Raw genomic sequence first — 20,065 nt, 5'->3', positions numbered from 1 at the left:
GTTACTCCTCCCGTGATGGGTGCTGCCCGGCTTCGTGGCGCTTCTGCTGGCGACCGAGTTCACGCACCGTCATCAGACTCACCCCTACCAGCACCCCGAGGGCGCCACCAATAAGGCCAGTCGCGGTGGGCGAGGTATAGCCCCCCTCCTGGATCTTCACATCTGGTTTATCCACCCGCGGGGTCGGGTTCTCGACCTTGGCGAGCTGGAAGATCCCCTTGCTAAAACCGACCCCCTGCTCGTTGCAGCCATAACAGGGGTGACCGATGCCGACCGGCCAGATGCCGCCGCCCACATCGCAGAACTCCAGGGTCGAGCAGTTGCCATAGGTCTCCGGCCCTTTGCAGCCCAGATGGTAGAGACACCAACCCTGACGGTGACCCTCATCGCCAAACTCCTTGGCAAAACGCCCTGCGTCGAAGTGCGGACGACGCTCGCAGTTCTCGTGGATCAGCCGCTCATAGGCAAACAGCGGACGCTTCTTGCTATCCAGCGCCGGCAGCTTGCCGTAGGTGATGTAGTAGGCAACCGTGGTGAGGAAGTTGTGGGGATTGGGCGGGCAGCCCGGGATATTGATGATCGGGGTGCTGATATTGCCCAGCGCCTCTTCCAGACTGACCGCGCCGGTCGGGTTGCCACCGCTGGCAGGCACACCGCCCCAGGCGGCGCAGGAGCCGATGGTGATCACCGCAGCCGCGTCGGCGGCAGCACGGCGAATATGGTCGACGATAGGCTCACCGGCCACCATGCAGTAGACGCCACCATCTTTGAGCGGAATGGAGCCATCCACCACCAGCACATACTTGCCTTTATAGCGCTTGATGGCGTTGTGCTTGTTCTCTTCCGCCTGATGACCAAAGGCCGCCGAGAGCACCTCGTGGTACTCCAGCGAAATGGTGTTGAGGATCAGGTTCTCGATGGTGGGGTGGGTGGCCCGCAGCAGCGATTCGGTACAACCGGTGCACTCCTGCGCCCCAATCCAGATCACCGGCGGCCGTTCGGGGCTGGTGAGCGCAGTGGCCATCTTGGCTACGGCATGCTGACTTAATCCCAGGGTTGCGGCCATCCCGGCACACAATTTCATAAAATCACGGCGATTAATCCCATGAGCCGATAAAAAATTATCCTCGACCATTCTTCTTATTCCCGTAGTGAGCACTTGTTTGATAAATGCTTAATAGCGGAAATGCTAAGGACTCACCCACCCTGCAGTATTGATCTCTATCAATTTCGACCGGCTTCCCCCTATTTTCATAGCGAGCCACATCACAAATGAAATTAATTACCCCTAAAGAGATATTTGGCATCCCCGTAAATTTTATGAACTTAATTGGATATTAAATAATTAATCACCGCATATCCTCTCTTTCACTGTGAGCCAAATTAACATGATTGAAATCTTGACTATACCGCTCATTTCACAATAATTCCCCACAACAATAAATGTTCCATTGAATATATCTTTACTCATTCCATTGCATATTCCATACAGTCATCCACGGGACAACCTCCTGACTTGCCTCTCCACACCAGAGCGGTCTCACGGCCAGCTGCCAACGGTAGCAAGCACGGCCTGCACGGCACGATTTACCTGCATGTCGCTTGGTTTCAGTTTGCATTTCAGTGCGACACGCTCTACTGCGAGCCCATACAGCACAACCCCGCTTGGCCTCCCTGCCGTTTAACACCGCTTAATGAAAAGATGCCGCCGAGGTATGCATATCAATACGCTCCCCCCCACTCTTTATTGTCTTGGATGCGGGTGAGTAAAATATCGCACTCACGGATATGTTTACGCATCATCGTGAATCTGCATTCAAATTAATGGTGAGAGAAAAGGCAAGGTGGAAGGCTGCCTGAAACATAGTGATCATATTTAACTCGCGATGCATTCGCTCACCCAGTTACAGATGTTACCGCCCACCTTCACACTATTTACCTTCACGTCACCCTGCGTAATTAACCAGAGCGTAAATATCCATCTCCATCGATATAGATGATAATTATTCTTGTTCAATGGCAACCCCAAAAAATGAGTTGGGATGACGATGAACATGACAAACGATAAGCGTGTTAATCATCAGCCGAGCAGTGGCTCCAGCCACTACCTTGCCTGATCGAACTCGTTGACAGCCCTGCTCAGCTCGTGAAATGCAGCCCGCAGCGGCCGCCGTTGCAGAGAGAAGCCTCCCCCTGACTGCCTCTGATAACCACGCCATGGAGCCTTGATTCTGGCTGGCCCTACGGACACTTGCCAAGTGCGGGAATTGAACAAAAAAACGAGAAAAATCAAGGTAGATAGCCAATTAAAATGACATAATTGACTATAGTTCAATCGAACGTTTGAAAAACGTGACCACTTCACATGGGCCCAGCGCAATGACCACTGAACGGGAACAGTTGATCCGCTCACTGTTTGATGAGTACATCGAGCTGTATTCATCACGGGATGATCGGCTCACCACGCGGTTTAGCGACAATTTCAGCGGTTTTGCCGGCAGCAGTGATGTTCTGGTTACCGATAGGGATGAGTGGATCCGGATAACCCGCCGCGATTTTGCCCAGATCCCGGGCAGGATCCGCCTGGAAATACTCGATGTAACCCTGCAAGATCTGGCCGCTGATGTGGTGGCGGTCACCGCCTTCTTTCATATCCATCTACCGAAATCAGAACCTATCCTCTCCCGCAGAACCGCCAGACTGGTATTGATTTTTCGACACGAAGCCATGGCGTGGAAAATTGCTCACAGCAGTATCTCCATCCCTTACAGTGCGGCTCGGGAAAGCGAAATTTACCCGATGACCAGTCTGGAGGAGCGCCAACATGAGCTGGAACTCATTATCGAGCTCAGAACCAGGGAGCTGGCGGAAGCGAACCGGAAACTGGAAGCGCTCAGCAATACCGACGGGCTAACCAATATCGGCAACCGTCGTCTGTTCGACAACTCATTGAACCAAGCCTGGGAGCACTGTATTCAGACAGAGATGCCGATTGCGCTCATCATGCTCGACATCGATCATTTCAAGCAGTTCAACGACCTCTATGGCCACGTTGCCGGTGACGAGTGCCTTCGATTGCTGGCCCATACCCTGGCGCAATCCGGGCGCCGCTCGGGGGAGTTGGTGGCTCGCTACGGCGGAGAGGAATTTGTCATCCTGTTGCCACATGTCGAGCGTCAATCCGCCTATGAAATTGCCCAACATATCCAGCGGCTGATTTTTGCACTCGCGCAGCCACACGCACGAAATGCCACCGGTCTGGTGACCGTTAGCATGGGTGTTGCCTGCCTCAGACCATCGAGTCACTGGCAGCCATCTGAACTGGTAAAACTGGCTGATGCTGCGCTCTATACCGCCAAATCATCCGGCCGTAACTGCATCAGAGTGGCGGAGTCACGACATTGATAGTCCGGTAGTTATTTACCCTGTAATAAAAAGCCATCAAGGATATAACATTGATCGAATTTTCGCTCACTGATGGCATCATTGGTATGCCCCAAGATCGCCACCGCATACTGAAGCGGTACACCTTGATACGTTAACTCTATTGCCACCACGGTATAACGCAGGCTATGGAAGTCTATGTCTACCGGGCGATGACGACTAACAACTGCCCCCAAAGATGACTGTAACCGTCTTGTCGATGAGGTAACTCAGGGAACAAACGTCCCCCTGCCCTTTCCTGCACGAAATCGATAAAGCCACCAGTAATCAGCGAAGAGTGAATAGGGCTCAGGGGGGCACTGTCCCGAGTACGGAGAGATTTCTTGATGTCTTTGCGGCGACCACAGGGGAGCACTGTCACCTTGCGGTAGTACCAGATACCTTGAGGACTGAGCCAGAGATTCACAGAGAAGACTCCTGATTCATCCACACAAAGTGGATTACCAAGAGGTCTGAAGGGGGGCTATTAGCTGTAACTTATTGAATATGTCGTTATAACCATAAACTGACATAAAGACCACAATAAAATCAATATTTTACAAGCCGATTTTCACCCATAAGTTGACATAAAAATGAACCATAAGCTGACATAGAGAAACACTCGTCTCCCTACTGCATCATCTTGGTTAGTAATTTTACTACACAGAAAACAATCCAAATCTAAAGATTCACGTGCAATTACCTGTTTCACATTCACCGTGCTTGAGGCGTTGTTGATCAACTCCAAGGCTGGATAGCAGTTCCCCAACCCTCTGTTGCTTCTTAGTTGATCGGCTGTCGACCGGGTAGACCAAGACTACTGTTCATTACTAGCACCCCAGCCAAGATATCCCAACTTGGACGTTGTAGCTGTGCAAGATCAACTTAGATCCAATGAGCTGTTTGAAGCGATACATGACGTTCTAGCTCACATCAGGGAATTGTTCGCAGCATCTTTAAGCTTCCGTTCCACCGAGAACACAAAGCTCGCATAAGTTTCAAAGTTGCACCTGCCATGGTAAATGGATTTTGTATTTATCGTGATAGTATGAGTCCCTACTTTGCCCTATAGAAATCCGCTAGCCGCTAGCTAGGTACCGATCATGAGCCACAACAAGCGATATATCCCCCTTAATGCCGGAGAATCCGCCGTCTTGCCAGACGCCAATACCCTGTTGCCACGCGCGGAAGTGTACGAACCGCTGGCGCAGATGATTATTGACGCTGTGAAGAAGGCTGACGCAGCCAAAGGAAGATCACTGAATGAGCTGCGCGAACATAACGCCATCTCGATAGACGGTGCGCGCGGTACCGGTAAAACGGCCGTATTGGTCAACCTGAAAAGCTATCTGGCTCAGGATAAGCACAAGGACATCCTTAACAAAGTTCATATCCTCGACCCGGTAGACCCGACCTTGCTGGAAAATGGCGAATCGCTATTTTTGCACATCATCGTCGCCGCCGTGCTGCACGACAACGAGGTGAAAGAAGCACAAAGAAAAGAACCCAACAAAGCTCGCAGCCTGAACCAGACGCTGGATAAACTCGCTCAGTCGCTAGAATCGGTCGAAACACAACAAGACCGTCACGGCATGGACAAGGTACGCGCCATGTACAGCAATAAGCAGTTGGCCGACTGCGTGCAGGATTTCTTCCGTGAAGTGCTTGGCTTGCTAGGCAAACAGTTGCTGATCCTGCCGATTGACGACGTCGATACCTCGTTGAATCGTGCCTTTGAAAATCTTGAAATCGTACGGCGCTATCTGGCCACGCCTCATGTTTTGCCCATCGTCTGTGGCGACCGTGAGCTTTACAACGATGTGACTTGGCGTGATTTCCATGGCCGCCTGACCAAAGATTCCAGTTATCGTCGCCAAGAGGCCTATGGAATAGCTATAGAGTTGGCGGCAGAGTATCAGCGCAAGATCTTGCCGTTCCCGCGCCGTTTGACTATGCCGTCAGTTGGCAAATATTGGCAACAGAGCGATATCTACTTGCGTAATGGTCAACAAACCGAAGTGATGCCGCTGCGCAATTTTATTGCTTGGTTGGAGATTTTTCTGGCTGGGCCTGTGAATAGGTTAGAAGGTAGTCAGTTGACGTTGCCGATACCGTCCATTCGCGCTTTAACGCAGCTAGTGAGGCATTGCAGTGACTTCATTCCTCAATTGCCAGAATCAATTCGTTCAGTGAACAGCGAGCTAGATGTTCGCAAAAATTGGCAAATGCTGCCTCAACAAGATGTTATGGCATCATCGAACAGAGATTCCATGGTTCAGCGGCTGGCAGATTATTTTTGCTATGAACCAAAGGCCGGCGCTGTTTATCTGTTACTTATGGCCAAACAGCATTGGAAAATGGTTGTGACCTCTCAGTCATCCAACCAACGTGGCAGCATTTTCGATACCCCATTATTCCAACCATTAACGCAGGCAGCTGCCACCTTTGAGCTTTTCGACAAGGCGAACGACCTTTCTGCGTGGGCGATATCTTTGGCAAAGCGCTTGCCGGAGGAATGGCTGTCAGGCATCAAATCACAAAAAACTATTTTGCCATATCCTCTTGCCGAAATTGGTGTTAATTCAAGTAAGAAGTGGGATTATGCCAAGGAAATTAATCAGCTCACGATAGATAATCTGGATGATGAAAAGAAAAAAAAGGCAATTTTTTTAATTGATTTGCTGGCGCAGTATAATTTCTATACCAATGCAAAGCAGACTATGCTGCTCAATATTGGGCGAATTTTTGAACTAATTATTGCTAGTATTTCTGGCCCGCTCTCGCAAGAAGCTATTCATGCCATATTGAGTCGTGCACCTTTCTTTTCTGCTGCTGCATTGGCTCCAACCAAAACAATATTAATGGATACTACAGCTAAATTGATGGATGCGGCGGCTAGTACTAGCGAGGATCACTTTGCGGAAGCAGATTCTGTTGACGGTCATGATTCTAGTGAATTGATCCGTACGCTCTGCGAAGAAATTAATTCATGGCGTCAAACTCATAGCGTTGATAGAATTGAACTATCCCCGTGGCTGGTTTACAAGGTATTTAATAAGGTCTACAGCCAGCTAGCGAGTGGCAATAAATTTCCTGGTTTTATTAAAGATATAGATTGGGCGCTAAACATGGCTGCGTATGCTTTCTACGCGACCTGGTTTGCCTTTGGTAGCTTTGAAAAAGGGGAACTGTTTGGCTTGCCTAATGTGATAGCTACGACCAATATCAATCCGGAAAAATTAAATAATTACACAAACAATGATCAATTTAATGTCAATATCAAACCATTGTTGGATGCCTTTGATAATGATAATTCTTTGAATTCGGTAAGTATTGTGTTATCGAAGCACCCGTTAAAAAAATGGATTGATGAGGCTGTTAATATTCATCAGCCAATGGGTGTTGATTTTTTACTTCCCAATCCATCAGGAAAATCTCAGGATGGAGGCTCGAAAGAATGGTTGTGTCGGAAATTAAGTATAGACCCGGTCCCAAAGCTGCTCACTACAAAAAAAATCAAAGAGGCATTAGGTAGTATGAGTAAACCTGAATGTGACTCTTTGCTGAAAGAGATGATTAAACTTTATAAAAAAGCAGATGCAAAGACTCTGGCGAATGCAATCAAGCAAAAATTTTCTGAGCAATCCTGATGCTCCATCGCACCCTAACTGAACATGCCGCCGAGTGTTTTTTCGGCGATAAAGAGTTGGCTGCATGGCTGTGGAACAACTTACTAAAGCCTGCCAACGAGCTGGAGTCTGATCGTTGGCATCAGCTGCAAGCAGACTTCTACCATTTGCTGGTAGAGAGGGTGGAGGCGCGTTATCCGCGCGAGCACCGGCTGACCGATGTACGCCAGTTGATGGGACGGATGCTCGATGGACATTTGCTGTTGACCCCCGCCCTGCCTTGGCTGGACGAGCTGCAACAGCGGCTATTGCAGCGCAATGGCGATTTGCTCTGCTACCGCGAGGGGGAGGTGCAGGCGTATGTGCGTCTTGCTGCGGGACTTGATCCGACGCTACTTGCCGGTTGGCACTTGGCGCAGTGGCTAGACGAGATTCCACGCCCTGACGCTCATGATATTCGTCGCGTTGTCTCGGCCCAAACCGCCTTTTTCGCCCCCCCGGGCAACCCCTCGCTGCCGTTTGCCGAGGGCCATGTGCATTGGGGGGGCATTTCGGCAGATAGTGCCATTCTGGACGCTAGGATATTTGAGACTTTATCCAATAAAGAGAAAAAGCAGAATGAACGGGTAAACTCCTTACCCCCGTTATTAAAACAAGCCCGTCGCTTGTTGGTTTTATTGCTGAACCAAAATTTGGATTGGACTGTTATTCATGAACTAGCGACAGACCCTATTGATGCAAAGGGTCACTGGCCAGATTTACCTTCGCTACAAGATAGCCAACGTACGGCCAGTGTTGGCAGCGCCGATTGGTTGCTGGGTGAATTTGCAAATGCTATGGGCAAACAGCATTCGAATCGTTGGCTGTGGCTTTATATCTATTTGTGTCGTTGCTATTTGCAACAAACTACCAATCCTAAAAAACGATCAGCCATTTTATGTTTCTGGCAAAATGTTAACCAGTTACGCCGCGGCCTTATCATGGATGGGCAAGGATTGACTCGTTTTGTTGAACAGTATTCAAATTCAGCTTTTAAGAAAGGTGTTAGTCCAACAGGTGGAGATGCACATAAGGTCGGAATAGTCTGGTCTGGCGCGAATGATGTAGCTGAAGTCAAAAGCAACCTCACTTCGTTTGATGACAAGGCCCCTAATGGGATTAAACCATTATTTAATGAGAAGTTTGCTACAAAGATTGCTACGGAACTGGTGGAAAAAGCCAAACTGCAATTACCGCCACCGCCATTTATTTTTGGTGAGCATGAAATTCCTTTGGATGGCAAGACCCTAGCCAGCATACAAGCGATGGAACGCTGGCAATTCTGTGGCCATTTCTCGCGATCACAACCCCACAACCAAAACCAGCGCTCTAAACCAAACAGCAAAAAGTTGTGGCAAGAGGCTGAATTGGTAATGGAGACTCAGTGTCGTGCATCCAGTTGGGCAATCCCTAAATTACTTGGGGGCACGCTGAACCCCAATTTCCATTTTCAGCCCGCCAGGTGGTTCCGTGGGCTGGATGTGGCGGGGGATGAAAACGCGCTGAAGATCGAGTGGTTTGCGCCGGTGCTACGTTGGTTGCGTAGCGGCTTCAAGCCACAGTCGGATGGCGAACGTGCCAGCACTGGTTTTCACCTGAGTATTCATGCTGGTGAGGATTATGCCCATCCGGCATCGGGCATGCGCCATATCGATGAGACGGTACGCTTTTGTGAGATGCGCGAAGGCGATCGATTGGGACATGCACTGGCACTCGGCATCGTGCCGAAACAGTGGGCCGCAGGACAGGGTGAAATGATGCTGCCACTCGATGAGCATCTGGATAATCTGGTCTGGCTGTGGCATCACGCCAGTGTTCTGAGCGGCGTACTGCCGCTGGCGCAGCAGGTATTGCCTTTGTTCGAGCGGCGTATTGCCCGTTTCTGGCGCTGGTCGACCTGGTGGCAGGTGCCGGACTTGATGGCCGATGATAACTGCAATGAGTCTATAGATCCGCTAGCAAATTTCGAGCATGCCTCTTTGCGTGATGCCACTCCGAACGATCTCTATCAGGCTTGGTATTTGCGGCGTAATTGCCATTTCCGTCTGAAGTCTTTGAGTGGTGCCTGGCCGGTCGATTCGCGCGAGCTGTCCGCTTTGCCAGATCATCAAGAATTGAACGAGCAACTCTCATTGGCCAGCCAGCTGTATCAGGCTCGGCATACATGGCTGTCTAAGGTTACAGAAGCACCTCTTGTGATTGTGCGCATGGGTGACGAAGCGTCGGCCCATGTCGGGTTTGTGCCCAAAGGGAGTACCAAAGTTGGTCGCAAGGCTGATGGAGGGATTCTAGAAGATGTGGACACCCCAGCTGAGCTGGATTTTATGCACGCGCTGCAGGACTGGCTACTGACTGAATACGACAAGCTGGGGCTGATCATCGAAGCCAATCCGACCTCCAATGTCTATATCGCCCGATTACAGTCACACGCCGAACACCCGATTTTTCGTTGGTATCCGCCGGACGAATCGATGCTGGAACACGGCGCTGCGGCCAACCTTTACGGCCTGCGCCGAGGTCCAGTGCGCGTGCTGGTTAATACCGATGACCCCGGCATTATGCCGACCACACTGCGTACCGAGTTCTTGTTACTGCGTGAGGCCGCGCTAGAGCTTAAGGTTGGCCGCACGGTCGCCGAACGTTGGCTGGAGACCTTGCGCCAGTTCGGCATAGAGCAATTTCATCGCAATCACTTGCCTGTGTTCGAGCCAGTTTAGAGGAAAATAACTGTGCGAAGTGATGGAAGTTCACCCGCTCACGCTACTGACGTTGGCGTATACCGGCGAAAGTTCTCGCGAGACCAAGCAACTTCTAGAACAGGTTCTACAGGAACTCGACGGAACCACTGGAAACGACGATGAATGAACGTTTCCCACCAGAGGCAAATGTTTGCTAACGATGACCTGATTGTACTGTGACCTAGATTGCTTGCAGAACGGAGACAGAAGAGAAGAGCAGGAATGACAAAGACCACAACACATACCACATGGCTAAAGAAAACCGGAGCCAAAGTTCAAACAGCGGATGGCATTGCAATTGCTGTGTATGAACTCAACGTCGACCACACTGACAGCCCGGCGCTCACGATGTGGGCAAAACACTTTCGTGAGCACTACTGCCTCGACGCCCAGATTGATCGCCTGAGGAAAGGAACTAGGAAGTCACGAGCACAGTATTTGACGGACTTGGTTTTCCCGGACAAATTAGATGACTTTGGACCAGCTACGCGCTCTGGAGACTTCGCAGAAATTTTGATCTGTGATCTTATTGAGAGTCAATTGAGCTTTTGGACACCACGTACTCGCTACGATGACAAGCTGGTACGAAATGAGTCGCCGAAAGGCACCGATGTGCTCGGGTTTAAATTCGGCGGAGTTGGTCCTTCCAAACCGTCCAAAAAGGATACCCTGATTTCCTTCGAGTCCAAAGCGCAGCTCAGCGGAAAAAAGGCGAAGGCACGATTGCAAGATGCGGTCAACGACTCAGCCAAAGACGTGTACCGGATATCAGAGTCGCTCAATGCGATGAAACGTCGCCTCATTGCGCGGGCGGACGATGAAGGCGCGGACCGAGTGGAGCGGTTCCAAGATGGAATTGAGGTGCCCTACCTCCGGATGTCCGGAGCAGCGGCCATCTTTTGCTCCAGCGTCTACGACTCTGACCAGATATCGAAGACCGACTGCACGGGACATGAAAACGTGGACAACCTCATGCTGGTAGTTGTGCATTCCGCAACGCTGATGGCGTTTGTTCATACCCTCTATGAAAGGGCTGCCAATGAAGCCTGAACGACGCACTCGTTTCGCAGCAGCGATCACGCTCTCGAAGGGCAAGATGTACGAGTATGGTGTGCCAGAAGACGATCATATTGCGCTTCCAGAAGGGCTGGACCTGGAGATGCAGTTTCCCATGGCCGTCGGAACCGTGGGCGACTTTGCGTCTGAAACCGTAGCAAAGGCTATTGGCGCGGAAGGCGACGCGCGCACGACACGCGACGAGGTCATCTTCTCGGCCCAGGTTCTTCAAGCGTTTGATGATTCGCTACTCAACCAGGATCTCTCTTTCAACCTGCGCTTGTTAGCCGCGGCAGGCTTCTACCTCGGTGACGTGCCAGGGAATGCTGCGGTGCAGATATCCAAGCTCTCGCAGCTCGCAAGCCCTGAAAGCGACCCGCTGGCTCTTGCTGCAAAGACCGCTATGGACAAACCATGGGACCAGACAGGCAACATTGATAATTCGTCCTATGTGGCAGACCTTCTTGGTGCGCTAGGCGATCACTTCAAGACCGGTGGCGGGGGTGACAGGGCTACCGCAGCGATCAGGAAGTTGCGCAATTGGTCTTATGCCAACGCTTCTGCGCACGAACTGCTGATGGCGGATTTGCTCGGCGCGATAAGCGCGACACGCATCGCAAATTCGGCTTGGACCTTGCTACCGCAATACAGTGAACTGAGCGGAAACAACTGGCGGCCCTACCTATCTCGGCCCACGTCAATCAAAGAGATGTGGCCGTCCCAACGGATGGTAGGCGATGCCGGCCTCTACAAGGGACAATCGGGTGTAGTTCAGATGCCTACAAGCGCCGGGAAGTCCAGGGCAACCGAACTTGTCATTCGGTCGGCATTCTTGTCTGCGAGGACCAAACTGGCCTTGGTCATCGCACCGTTCCGCGCTCTGTGCCAAGAGATAGCTAGCGACCTTGAAAGAGCATTCAGGGACGATGGATACAACGTCAACCAATTGAGCGACGCGCTGCAACCGGACATCGAGTTCGATATCTTCGACGTGTCGATCGAGTCGGCACCCCAGGTTGTTGTGCTAACACCGGAGAAGCTCCTCTACACCCTGCGGCAGGAACCCGACATCGTTCAGAGGACCGGTCTCGTGGTTTATGACGAGGGACACCAGTTCGACACCGGCACGCGTGGCGTGACTTACGAACTATTACTAACCTCAATCAAAAGGCTGTTGCCTGACTCGGCCCAGAGCGTACTGATCTCTGCAGTCATACAGAACGCGGCAGTAGTTGCCAAATAGCTCCTCAAGGATAAGTCAAGGGTAGTTTCCGACAAGTCCTTGCAAGCCAGGCGACTGATCGCGTTTGCAAGCCTCCCTCAGGGCAGAGATGGCCAGCTTCAATTCAATGTCGCGTCCGACAGCGAGCAGGTTTTTTTCGTTCCCCGCGTCATCATTCCAGAGCTGCAGCCACGTCTTCCCAGAGAAAAGACGGACCGATACTTCCCGACAAAAGAAAGCGGCTCTATCGCGTTGTACCTTGGCTTACGCCTTCTGAAAAATGGAGGTGTCGCGATTTATGCGGGCCGAAAGGCCTCCGCAGCAAAAATCGTGAGAGATGCGGTCGAACAAACGTTCCGGCGCGGAATTTCACTAGAGCCGCCATCAGCGCACAGCGACCCTGAGGAAATTAGACGCTTCGTAAACCTCTACTCAAAGAACTTTGGTGCCGACGCTTATCTGACGAAGGGCGCTGCCCTCGGGATCTTTGCCCACCATGGAAATACACCGCAAGGGATTCGGGTTGCAATCGAATACGCGATGCGGCAGCGGCTCATTCGATTGATCGTGTGCACTTCAACCCTTGCGCAGGGCGTCAACCTCCCTATCCGATATTTACTTGTGACGAGCGCCATGCAGGGCCGTGAGCTTATTAAGGCGCGAGATTTTCATAACCTGATGGGTCGCGCCGGACGCGCGGGGATATATGGTGAAGGCACCGTGATCTTCACAGACCACCGCCTGTACGATGAGCGAGATACAGAATCACGTCGCTGGAGTAACTCCGTCAATCTGATCAACCCCGACAACGCCGAACCAACTGGAAGCACGCTACTTTCGCTCTTCGATCCAATGAAAAACGAGACGGGAACACGAACGTTGGGCAAGCCGAGTTCGCGACTATGATCGTCGATAATTGGGAGGAGCTGTATGAGGCGATCGGAAACATATCTACCGAGCTTCAAAGCAAGAAGTTCTCCGTTGGATCGTTGCGAGAGCAGCTCAGCGCCAAAAAGAAGATTGTCGAGGCCATTGAAAGTTTCTTGATGACCTATCGCAGCGATGTCGATACCGAGAATTTCATTGCCAACGCGAAGGATTTGGCAAGCGAAACGTTGGCGTTTTCTCTTGCGGACCAAGAACAACAGGCGCTGTTGGCGGGGATATTTGAATCCGTGGCACGGCGCATCGAAGTACGTGTTCCCAATACGGAAGACCAGCATCGCTTCGGGCGCACACTCTTGGGAATCGACCAGGCCTTGGTAGTTGAAGCTTGGGTGATTGAGAACGAGAGTGCGATTGGGGTATCGAAATCGGCAGATGACTTGTTTGATCTGCTGTGGCCCCTTTTGGCCCAACTATCTTCTGAAAAACGACTGATTGATACCGTGCCTGAGGGTGCACTCAAAGCGTTGGCCGATGGATGGCTGGCTGGTCGCTCCTTCGCAACTCTTCTGCAAGAACTCAATCTACTAGACACCTCATATTCATACGGAAAGTACAAAAAATCGTTCGATTTGGATTTGGTTGTTGATCTTTGTGAGCAGACCTTTGGTTTTGAATTTTCGTTGTTGCTTGCGTCGGTCAAAGAGTCGTTCGTTGCACGGACGACGGAAGAGCTAGGAAAGTCGCTCACGGGCCACCTTGACCTTCTACAGAAGAGGCTGAAGTACGGGCTTCCAGATCAAGACAGCATCTCGTATTACGAGGCAGGATTTTCGGAACGAGTGATTGCACAGGCCTTATCAGAGGGGATGATCTGGGAGTCTGCTAGATCCAGAAATGGTGCCCGCAAGTTGATCAGGCAGTATCCGGATGACATCGAAGTGATCCTACGTGATTTTCCATCGCACTTCACAGAAGTATTCCGCTCCACCGTGGCATCTTAGCAAGGGCTGCTTTAAGCGCGGGCTATGGACTCGTTCTTCACGGGACAGGGCTACTCAAGGCCGGACGCATCTCAGCGAACTTCGTTGTGTATTGTTTGGCACCCTTTACAAGCCCCAGACAAGAGCAACTGCTCGGAATACCAAAATATTGACTACGAAGTCGGAAATCTGATGGATGATCCAAACTAATGGGCACAACACGGCACGAAAGAAACAACATTCGTCTCTTCCTCGGTGAACGCATCGAACACGCCTCGGATCGCGAGGTTTTGGCTGCCGTTTACAACGCTCTAGAAAAAGGCTCTAAATGGGCCTGCATATTCGCAAACTTCAACGTTAATGGGCGTCAGGTTGATGTTGTAGTCTTCTCTGGCACAACTACGCTTGTCATTGAAGCTAAGGGATACAAACAGCCCGTTATAGGCGGTGTTAACGGCAACTGGATTCAAAAAAGGACCATTCGGTAGTCGAAAACTACGCAACGGATACACTCAAGCCCTTGACGCTAAAAACGTCTTGCGTGATGCAGTGGCAGGGCTATTCGGCACTATTTCTGGTTATCCCAACGCCTTGCTAGCCATTGCGCCATCAATTCCTTCCGGATCTTCATTGCCACCAAGTGATTTCAAGGTGTCCATTGGTGGGCAGGATGTGATCGAGGCGGCGCTCAACGCAACATCTGGAGCCCTGCTTAGCGAAGATCAATGCGAAGTCTTAGCTGCTCATTTTAGCCTTGAGCGTGTATCAGGACGAGATGTGGCAATTCATGAGGCACTGCTCACATCAGAACGAACTCTGTTGAGGTATGAGTCTTCCTTCTTGGAGTTTCATGAGCCAACTGGTAAGCGACTTAAAAGCGATCAATACAGCCTTGACGACAAACTGATGTCGGCATCTGAGGTTCTGGAGAAAGCTCTGTTTGTAGTGGTCAACTAAATCCGGACACTTGGTTAGGCCGAACCTCGGCTTTTGCTGGCGGTATCCCGTCATTGTGGTGATGTGGACGCCGCCAGTTGTAGTAATCCATCAGGTAATAACTGATATCCCGCTTCGCCTCTCGCAAGCTCATATATCCCATAGCCGGAAGCCACTCTGACTTCAGGCTCCTGAACAGTCGCTCCATCGGGGCGTTATCCCAGCAGTTGCCACGCCGACTCATGCTCTGGGTCATGCGATAGCGCCACAGTCGTTGCCGAAATGCCCGGCTGCCATATTGGCTGCCCTGGTCAGAGTGAAACAGCACGCCTGACGGACAACCTCGTTGCTGATACGCCATCTCAAGTGCTTTGATGGCCAGCTCTGCATCAGGCTTATCAGACATCCCCCAGCCCACGACCCGCCGGGTGTACAGGTCAAGAATCGCTGCCAGGTAACGCCAACGACCACCTGCCCAGACGTAGGTGATATCGCCACACCACACCTGATTGGGTTGCTGGACATCAAATTCGCGGGCCAGCAGATTGGGAATGTCCGGTCGTTCAGACCGAGCGACCTGATAGCGATGAGCGCCCGGTTGCTTGGATACCAGACCGGCTTCCTTCATCAGGTTACGTACTTTGAATCGACCAATCTGATACCCCAACTCCCGCATCATCGACATCAAGGCGCGGCTGCCCGCTGAGTTCCGGCTTTCTTTGAACAAACGGCGCAACTCACAGCGCTGTTGCATACGTTCACGGTTAATCGTCCGCCTGCGAGCCAGATAATCGTAAAAACAGGAGGTGGGAACATCGAAAGCGCAGCAGACCAGAGTGATGGGGGCTTGCTCCCTTAATCGGTCTATCAGCGCGTACGTGTGAACTCGTCCGCCATCAAGAGAGCAGTAGCCTTTTTTAGTATGTCCTTTTCACGTTCGAGCTGGTTGATGCGGGCTTCCAGCTCCTGAATTTTCTGCTGCTCCGGAGTCAGTGCTTTGCTGATTGGGGTTGTGCCGCAGCGTTCGGATTGGAGCTGCTGAACCCAGCGACGCAGTACGGTTTCACCGACATCCAGTGAACGGCTGGCTTCAGGGACAGAGTATCCCTGGTCGAGTACCAGGGATGCGGCTTCGAGTTTGAATTCGGCAGTAAATGAGCGACGTAATCTTGTCATTGAACACCTCAGGTCATGGTGGCGACTGTACCACCTAAAATGGTGTCCGGGATGATTAGACCACTACAGTTCATTTTAGCGCTGACGAACTTGAAGAGGTTTTTGACGCGGGAGTGCTTGAGATGCCGACGGTACATAACACACCACCAACCTGTTGTTACTTTACTACAGGTTTAGGCTATGTCAGCTTATGATGCAAGATCATGTCAGCTTATGCTTTGGATATGTCAACTTATGATTTAGACGACAGAATAGCAGAAACAAGTGGTGGCCCTACCAGCCACATCCCGGCACTCGAGTCCCCCGCCTTGGCTGCTACCTTCCGGTCCTGACCAGGTCGACGGGTTATCAATGCGAGAGGACCAATAGGACCACCGGCGAGGAGAATAGGCAAACTGGGCGTTCAATGCAACGGCTTTCTACCCTCCAACAGATCGTTTGCCTTATTTTTCAACAATCTGCCGAATGAATCAGCTAAACAGCATAAATTTCGCCCCCACCAGCAGCATCAGCAGGGCAAAGGCCTGCTTGAGGCGTGTGGGTGACAGGCGGTGTGCCAGCTTGGCGCCAAGGCGTGCGAACTGGGTACTGGTCAGCACAATGCCCAGCAGGGCGGGCAGATAGATGTAGCCCACACTCCACTCGGGCAGATCGGCATGACCCCAACCCGCATAGAGGTAGCTGAGGCTCCCCGCCAGCGCGATGGGCATGCTGCAGGCTGCAGAGGCCGCTACCGCATTGCGCATTGGCACCGAGTTCCAGCTCAGATAAGGGACCGTGAGCGAGCCACCGCCAATACCAAACAGGGCTGACATCCAGCCAATGATGGTACCGGCAATGCCTGTGCCGAGCGGCCCCGGCATATGGCGCTCCGCTTTGGGTTTAAGGTTAAGCCCCATCTGTAGCGCCATGCTCCAGGCGAAACAACCGATGATGATATTGAGGGTGCTGGTGCTGAGCAGATTGGCGGTCATGCCGCCAAGCCAGCCCCCGATCAGCATGCCGGCGCCGAGTCGGCGGATCATCACCCAATCGACGGCGCCCGCCTCCCGGTGGGCCCGCAGCGAACTGAATCCGGTAAAGATCATGGTGGGCAACGAGGTGCCGAGGGCCAGATGGGTAATGATTTCAGGGTCGATGCCCTGGGCGCGAAAGGTCATGACCAGCACGGGGACAATGATAAGACCGCCGCCGATCCCGAACAGTCCCGCCAGCATACCGGCAAAGGCGCCCAGCAGGAGGTAACCCATAAACAGCATAAAAATTCCTGTGTTAAACAAAAACTGGCCAACACGGCCGGGCAACAGTGGATATCTGCATGAAAAAAAAAGAGATGGCGCGAGGGCCATCTCTTCATTGTGCCGGTTAGTGCAGTGGAATGGTACCGTCCATCACCTTGTAGAAGGCCAGCACGGCACAGCCGAGCAGGGCCGCCGTCATCCCCTGCTCCAACCGGTTAAGGCCGCGCAGACCGTGATGCTGACGCGCCTTCCAGTAGATGAAGATGCCCGGGCTGTAGAGCAGCGCCACCAGCAACAGGTACTCCACACCGGCTGCGTAGACCAGCCAGCAGCCGTAAACCGTCGCCACCAGGGCCAGCAGCAGGTCACGTTTGCGCTGATGGGGTTGACCCTGATAGGTCTCCCCTTTCAATGCCAGCTTCAGGCCATAAGCGCCCGAAAAGACGTAAGGCACCAGCGCCGCCGAGGTTGCGATGTTGACCAGCGCCAGATAGGTGCTGCTCTGGAAGTAGATGATGATCAGGAAGATCTGCACCAGACAGGTGGAGCACCAGAGGGACACCTGCGGCGAGCCGTTCTTGTTCTCCTTGGCAAACCAGCCCGGGAACACGCCGGTCTTGCCTGCGATGTAGGGCACTTCAGCGGCCAGCACGGTCCAGCTGAGCAGAGCCCCCATCACCGACACCACCAGACCGATGTTGATAAGCCAGGCGCCCCAGGGGCCGACTACGGCTTCGAGGATCATGGCGGTCGAAGGGTTCTTGAGCGCCGCCAGTTGCGGCTGGCTCATGACACCCAGCGAGAACAGGGTCACCATCACGTAAAGCGTCAGGGCGCCGAGCAACGCCAGCACGGTAGCTCGGCCCACATCCTTGCGATGACGGGCACGGGCAGAGACCACCACGGCCCCTTCAATCCCGATAAAGACCCAGAGGGTCACCTTCATGGTGGACTTGACCTGATCCATCACGGAGCCCAGCTCCATGTTGTTCTGGCCCCAGATATCCAGAGTGAAGGTATCCATGTTGAAGGCCAGCAGGATCGCAACACAGAAGACGATGAGCGGCACCATCTTGGCGATGGTAGTGACGATATTCACCAGTGCAGCAACCTGTACCCCGCGCAGCACCAGCGCATGCACCGACCAGATCAGGATGGAGGCCAGCGTGATGGCCACCGGCGTATTGCCGTCACCGAAGATGACGTTGTCCGGCGTATCGAAGAAGTAGCTCAGGGCGCTAAACACTACGATGGCGTAGGAGACGTTGGCCAGCAGTTGGCAGAGCCAGTAACCCCAGGCGGCGTTGAAACCGATGAAATCGCCGAAACCGGCCTTGGCATAGCTGAAGATACCGCCATCGAGATCGGGGCGGCGCATGGAGAGGTTCTGATAGACCAGCGCGAGACAGATCATGCCAAGACCGGTGATGGCCCAACCCAGGGCGACCGCCCCGGCACTGGCATGCGCAGCAATGTTTTGTGGCAGACTGAAGACCCCGGCGCCGACCATGGAGCCGATCACCAGCGAAATGAGGGCGCCCAGCCCTAGTTTCTTGTCCATTTCAATCCTGTTTATTTAGGCGGCGGCAGAGCGTCCGTATTCATACTGCGCGCAATATGGGAGGGGCTGGGAATCCTGACCCCGTGAAAAAGGCGGCAACTATATTGCATGACTATTCCGACCGCAATCCCTCGTCTCGTCAATCATGCACCGCCTTGACCGCGCGCAATTTTACAGCACTGACCCATATGGCCTGTGAGCTGGCTCAAATTAACCAAGACCCATTGATATTTCTCATTTTTCTGCCAACACAACCTGACTCGCATGGTTCCTATGCATTGCCATTCAGGCACTCTCTGTATAAATAATCTGCATAAAAAAGCCCCGGTGGAAACACCGGGGCCCATTATGTAAATCCCTATAAACGCAAACCGCCATCCAGTTCTATCATCCTTCCCGACAGATAGTCGTTGGCAAAAATAAAGCTCACCGTCTCGGCCAGCTGTTGCGCCTCGCCAAGGGTGCCGACCGGAATGGCCTGCTGCATCCGCGCCATCGCCTCTGGCTTCATCGCCGCCGTCATGTCGGTGGCAAACACCCCGGGGGCAATCCCCATAACCCGAATGCCATGGCGCGCCAACTCCCGCGCCCAGGTCACCACCAGCGAGGCAACTCCCGCCTTGCTGGCGGCATAGTTGCTCTGGCCGATATTGCCGGCGCGGGCAATGGAAGAGATGTTGATGATGACGCCCCCCTGCCCCCCTTGCGCCATCAGCGCCGCCCCCTCGCGACCGCAGAGGAAGGTACCAGTGAGGTTGACGTCAATCACGCTCTGCCACTGGGCCAGCGTCATCTTCTCCACCAGCTCACCCTCTTTCACCTTGATCAGCATGCCATCGCGCAAAATGCCGGCGCAGTTGATAAGACCGTGCAGCACGCCAAAACGCTCCTTGATGCCAGCAAAAACCAACTCAACCTCGGCTTCGCTCGCCACATTGCAGACAAACAGCTCGCACTGGCTATCTTGATCGCACTGACCATTCTGACTGCGCACCAGATCTACGGTCGCCTCCAGATCTGCGCGATTGATGTCGAGCAGTGCCAGCGTCGCCCCCTGTGCGCCCAGGGCCAGCGCAATGGCCCGTCCCAAGCCACGTCCAGCGCCGGTAATAACGATGACCTTATCTTTGATATCCATCAATGCTCCTTGTAGCTGGTCGAAGAGAGATGCCTTGA

Annotated in this window: 14 protein-coding genes, 1 other RNA gene and 2 pseudogenes; 10 read left to right on the top strand and 7 right to left on the bottom strand. The window is 52.6% G+C overall.

Annotated elements, in window-relative coordinates; translation table 11 throughout:
- Position 1: 1 nt before the first annotated feature.
- On the bottom strand, positions 2-1,135 hold the full coding sequence (hybO, locus tag I6L47_RS01770) for a hydrogenase 2 small subunit (protein WP_216948512.1): 1,134 nt from the start codon (positions 1,133-1,135) through the stop codon (positions 2-4).
- Between the two features lie 1,244 nt (positions 1,136-2,379).
- On the opposite strand from hybO, the gene I6L47_RS01765 reads away from it, so the two are divergent.
- Positions 2,380-3,405, top strand: coding sequence for a diguanylate cyclase (locus tag I6L47_RS01765; RefSeq protein WP_216948511.1), 1,026 nt, complete (start codon positions 2,380-2,382; stop codon positions 3,403-3,405).
- Between the two features lie 801 nt (positions 3,406-4,206).
- Here I6L47_RS01765 and I6L47_RS01760 read toward each other — a convergent pair.
- A pseudogene (locus I6L47_RS01760) lies at positions 4,207-4,340 on the bottom strand (IS5/IS1182 family transposase); the annotation flags it as partial.
- 186 nt (positions 4,341-4,526) lie between these two features.
- Between I6L47_RS01760 and rdrA the strand changes: the two are divergent.
- The 9 genes and pseudogenes from rdrA (at position 4,527) to I6L47_RS01720 (ending at position 14,932) form a co-directional block, all read left to right on the top strand.
- Entirely contained in the window at positions 4,527-7,073 is a 2,547-nt protein-coding gene (gene rdrA / locus I6L47_RS01755) for an antiviral RADAR system adenosine triphosphatase RdrA (protein ID WP_216948510.1), read from the top strand.
- Positions 7,073-9,808, top strand: coding sequence for an antiviral RADAR system adenosine deaminase RdrB (gene rdrB, locus I6L47_RS01750; RefSeq protein ID WP_216948509.1), 2,736 nt, complete (start codon positions 7,073-7,075; stop codon positions 9,806-9,808). Before rdrA ends, rdrB begins: the two co-directional genes overlap by 1 nt.
- 10 nt (positions 9,809-9,818) lie before the next feature.
- Positions 9,819-9,956: pseudogene (locus tag I6L47_RS22395) on the top strand (XRE family transcriptional regulator); the annotation flags it as partial.
- Between the two features lie 95 nt (positions 9,957-10,051).
- Positions 10,052-10,879, top strand: coding sequence for a Hachiman antiphage defense system protein HamA (locus I6L47_RS01745; RefSeq protein WP_216948508.1), 828 nt, complete (start codon positions 10,052-10,054; stop codon positions 10,877-10,879).
- Entirely contained in the window at positions 10,869-12,128 is a 1,260-nt protein-coding gene (locus tag I6L47_RS01740) for a DEAD/DEAH box helicase (protein WP_216948507.1), read from the top strand. Before I6L47_RS01745 ends, I6L47_RS01740 begins: the two co-directional genes overlap by 11 nt.
- Before the next feature lie 39 nt (positions 12,129-12,167).
- A complete protein-coding gene (locus tag I6L47_RS01735) occupies positions 12,168-13,013 on the top strand; it encodes a helicase-related protein (RefSeq protein ID WP_216948506.1) in 846 nt (281 codons plus the stop codon).
- On the top strand, positions 13,010-13,996 hold the full coding sequence (locus tag I6L47_RS01730; RefSeq protein WP_216948505.1) for a hypothetical protein: 987 nt from the start codon (positions 13,010-13,012) through the stop codon (positions 13,994-13,996). Before I6L47_RS01735 ends, I6L47_RS01730 begins: the two co-directional genes overlap by 4 nt.
- A gap of 188 nt (positions 13,997-14,184) precedes the next feature.
- Complete coding sequence (locus I6L47_RS22635) at positions 14,185-14,463, top strand: nuclease-related domain-containing protein (RefSeq protein ID WP_216948504.1); 279 nt, start codon at positions 14,185-14,187, stop codon at positions 14,461-14,463.
- Positions 14,423-14,932 carry a hypothetical protein gene (locus I6L47_RS01720; RefSeq protein WP_216948503.1) on the top strand — a complete coding sequence of 170 codons (510 nt, stop codon included), beginning with the start codon at positions 14,423-14,425 and terminating at the stop codon, positions 14,930-14,932. The genes I6L47_RS22635 and I6L47_RS01720 overlap by 41 nt, the downstream gene beginning before the upstream one ends.
- Here I6L47_RS01720 and I6L47_RS01715 read toward each other — a convergent pair.
- From I6L47_RS01715 to I6L47_RS01695, 5 genes are all read right to left on the bottom strand, one after another.
- A protein-coding gene (locus tag I6L47_RS01715) for an IS3 family transposase (protein ID WP_216947903.1) occupies positions 14,925-16,087 on the bottom strand; the annotation gives its coding sequence in 2 pieces (ribosomal slippage) (positions 14,925-15,832 and positions 15,832-16,087; 1,164 coding nt in all). The genes I6L47_RS01720 and I6L47_RS01715 overlap by 8 nt on opposite strands.
- 271 nt (positions 16,088-16,358) lie before the next feature.
- Positions 16,359-16,455, bottom strand: an RNA gene (gene ffs, locus I6L47_RS01710) — signal recognition particle sRNA small type.
- 102 nt (positions 16,456-16,557) lie between these two features.
- Positions 16,558-17,346, bottom strand: a complete 789-nt coding sequence (locus tag I6L47_RS01705) for a sulfite exporter TauE/SafE family protein (protein WP_216948502.1) — start codon at positions 17,344-17,346, stop codon at positions 16,558-16,560.
- A gap of 106 nt (positions 17,347-17,452) precedes the next feature.
- Complete coding sequence (gene arcD, locus I6L47_RS01700) at positions 17,453-18,889, bottom strand: arginine-ornithine antiporter (RefSeq protein ID WP_005336921.1); 1,437 nt, start codon at positions 18,887-18,889, stop codon at positions 17,453-17,455.
- Between the two features lie 358 nt (positions 18,890-19,247).
- Positions 19,248-20,027, bottom strand: a complete 780-nt coding sequence (locus I6L47_RS01695) for an SDR family oxidoreductase (protein ID WP_216948501.1) — start codon at positions 20,025-20,027, stop codon at positions 19,248-19,250.
- Between the last annotated feature and the right edge of the window lie 38 nt (positions 20,028-20,065).

This window comes from Aeromonas sp. FDAARGOS 1417, from assembly GCF_019046985.1.
Taxonomy (GTDB): Bacteria; Pseudomonadota; Gammaproteobacteria; order Enterobacterales; family Aeromonadaceae; genus Aeromonas; species Aeromonas veronii.
The sequence above is the reverse complement of the archived record's forward strand: the minus strand, read 5'-3'. Positions and strand labels throughout refer to the sequence as shown.

Bases quoted from the DNA above. Each gene is read 5' to 3' on its own strand.
- hybO (WP_216948512.1), bottom strand. From the start codon at position 1,135: ATGGTCGAGGATAATTTTTTATCGGCTCATGGGATTAATCGCCGTGAT.
- I6L47_RS01765 (WP_216948511.1), top strand. From the start codon at position 2,380: ATGACCACTGAACGGGAACAGTTGATCCGCTCACTGTTTGATGAGTAC.
- rdrA (WP_216948510.1), top strand. From the start codon at position 4,527: ATGAGCCACAACAAGCGATATATCCCCCTTAATGCCGGAGAATCCGCC.
- rdrB (WP_216948509.1), top strand. From the start codon at position 7,073: ATGCTCCATCGCACCCTAACTGAACATGCCGCCGAGTGTTTTTTCGGC.
- I6L47_RS01745 (WP_216948508.1), top strand. From the start codon at position 10,052: ATGACAAAGACCACAACACATACCACATGGCTAAAGAAAACCGGAGCC.
- I6L47_RS01740 (WP_216948507.1), top strand. From the start codon at position 10,869: ATGAAGCCTGAACGACGCACTCGTTTCGCAGCAGCGATCACGCTCTCG.
- I6L47_RS01730 (WP_216948505.1), top strand. From the start codon at position 13,010: ATGATCGTCGATAATTGGGAGGAGCTGTATGAGGCGATCGGAAACATA.
- I6L47_RS22635 (WP_216948504.1), top strand. From the start codon at position 14,185: ATGGGCACAACACGGCACGAAAGAAACAACATTCGTCTCTTCCTCGGT.
- I6L47_RS01705 (WP_216948502.1), bottom strand. From the start codon at position 17,346: ATGCTGTTTATGGGTTACCTCCTGCTGGGCGCCTTTGCCGGTATGCTG.
- arcD (WP_005336921.1), bottom strand. From the start codon at position 18,889: ATGGACAAGAAACTAGGGCTGGGCGCCCTCATTTCGCTGGTGATCGGC.
- I6L47_RS01695 (WP_216948501.1), bottom strand. From the start codon at position 20,027: ATGGATATCAAAGATAAGGTCATCGTTATTACCGGCGCTGGACGTGGC.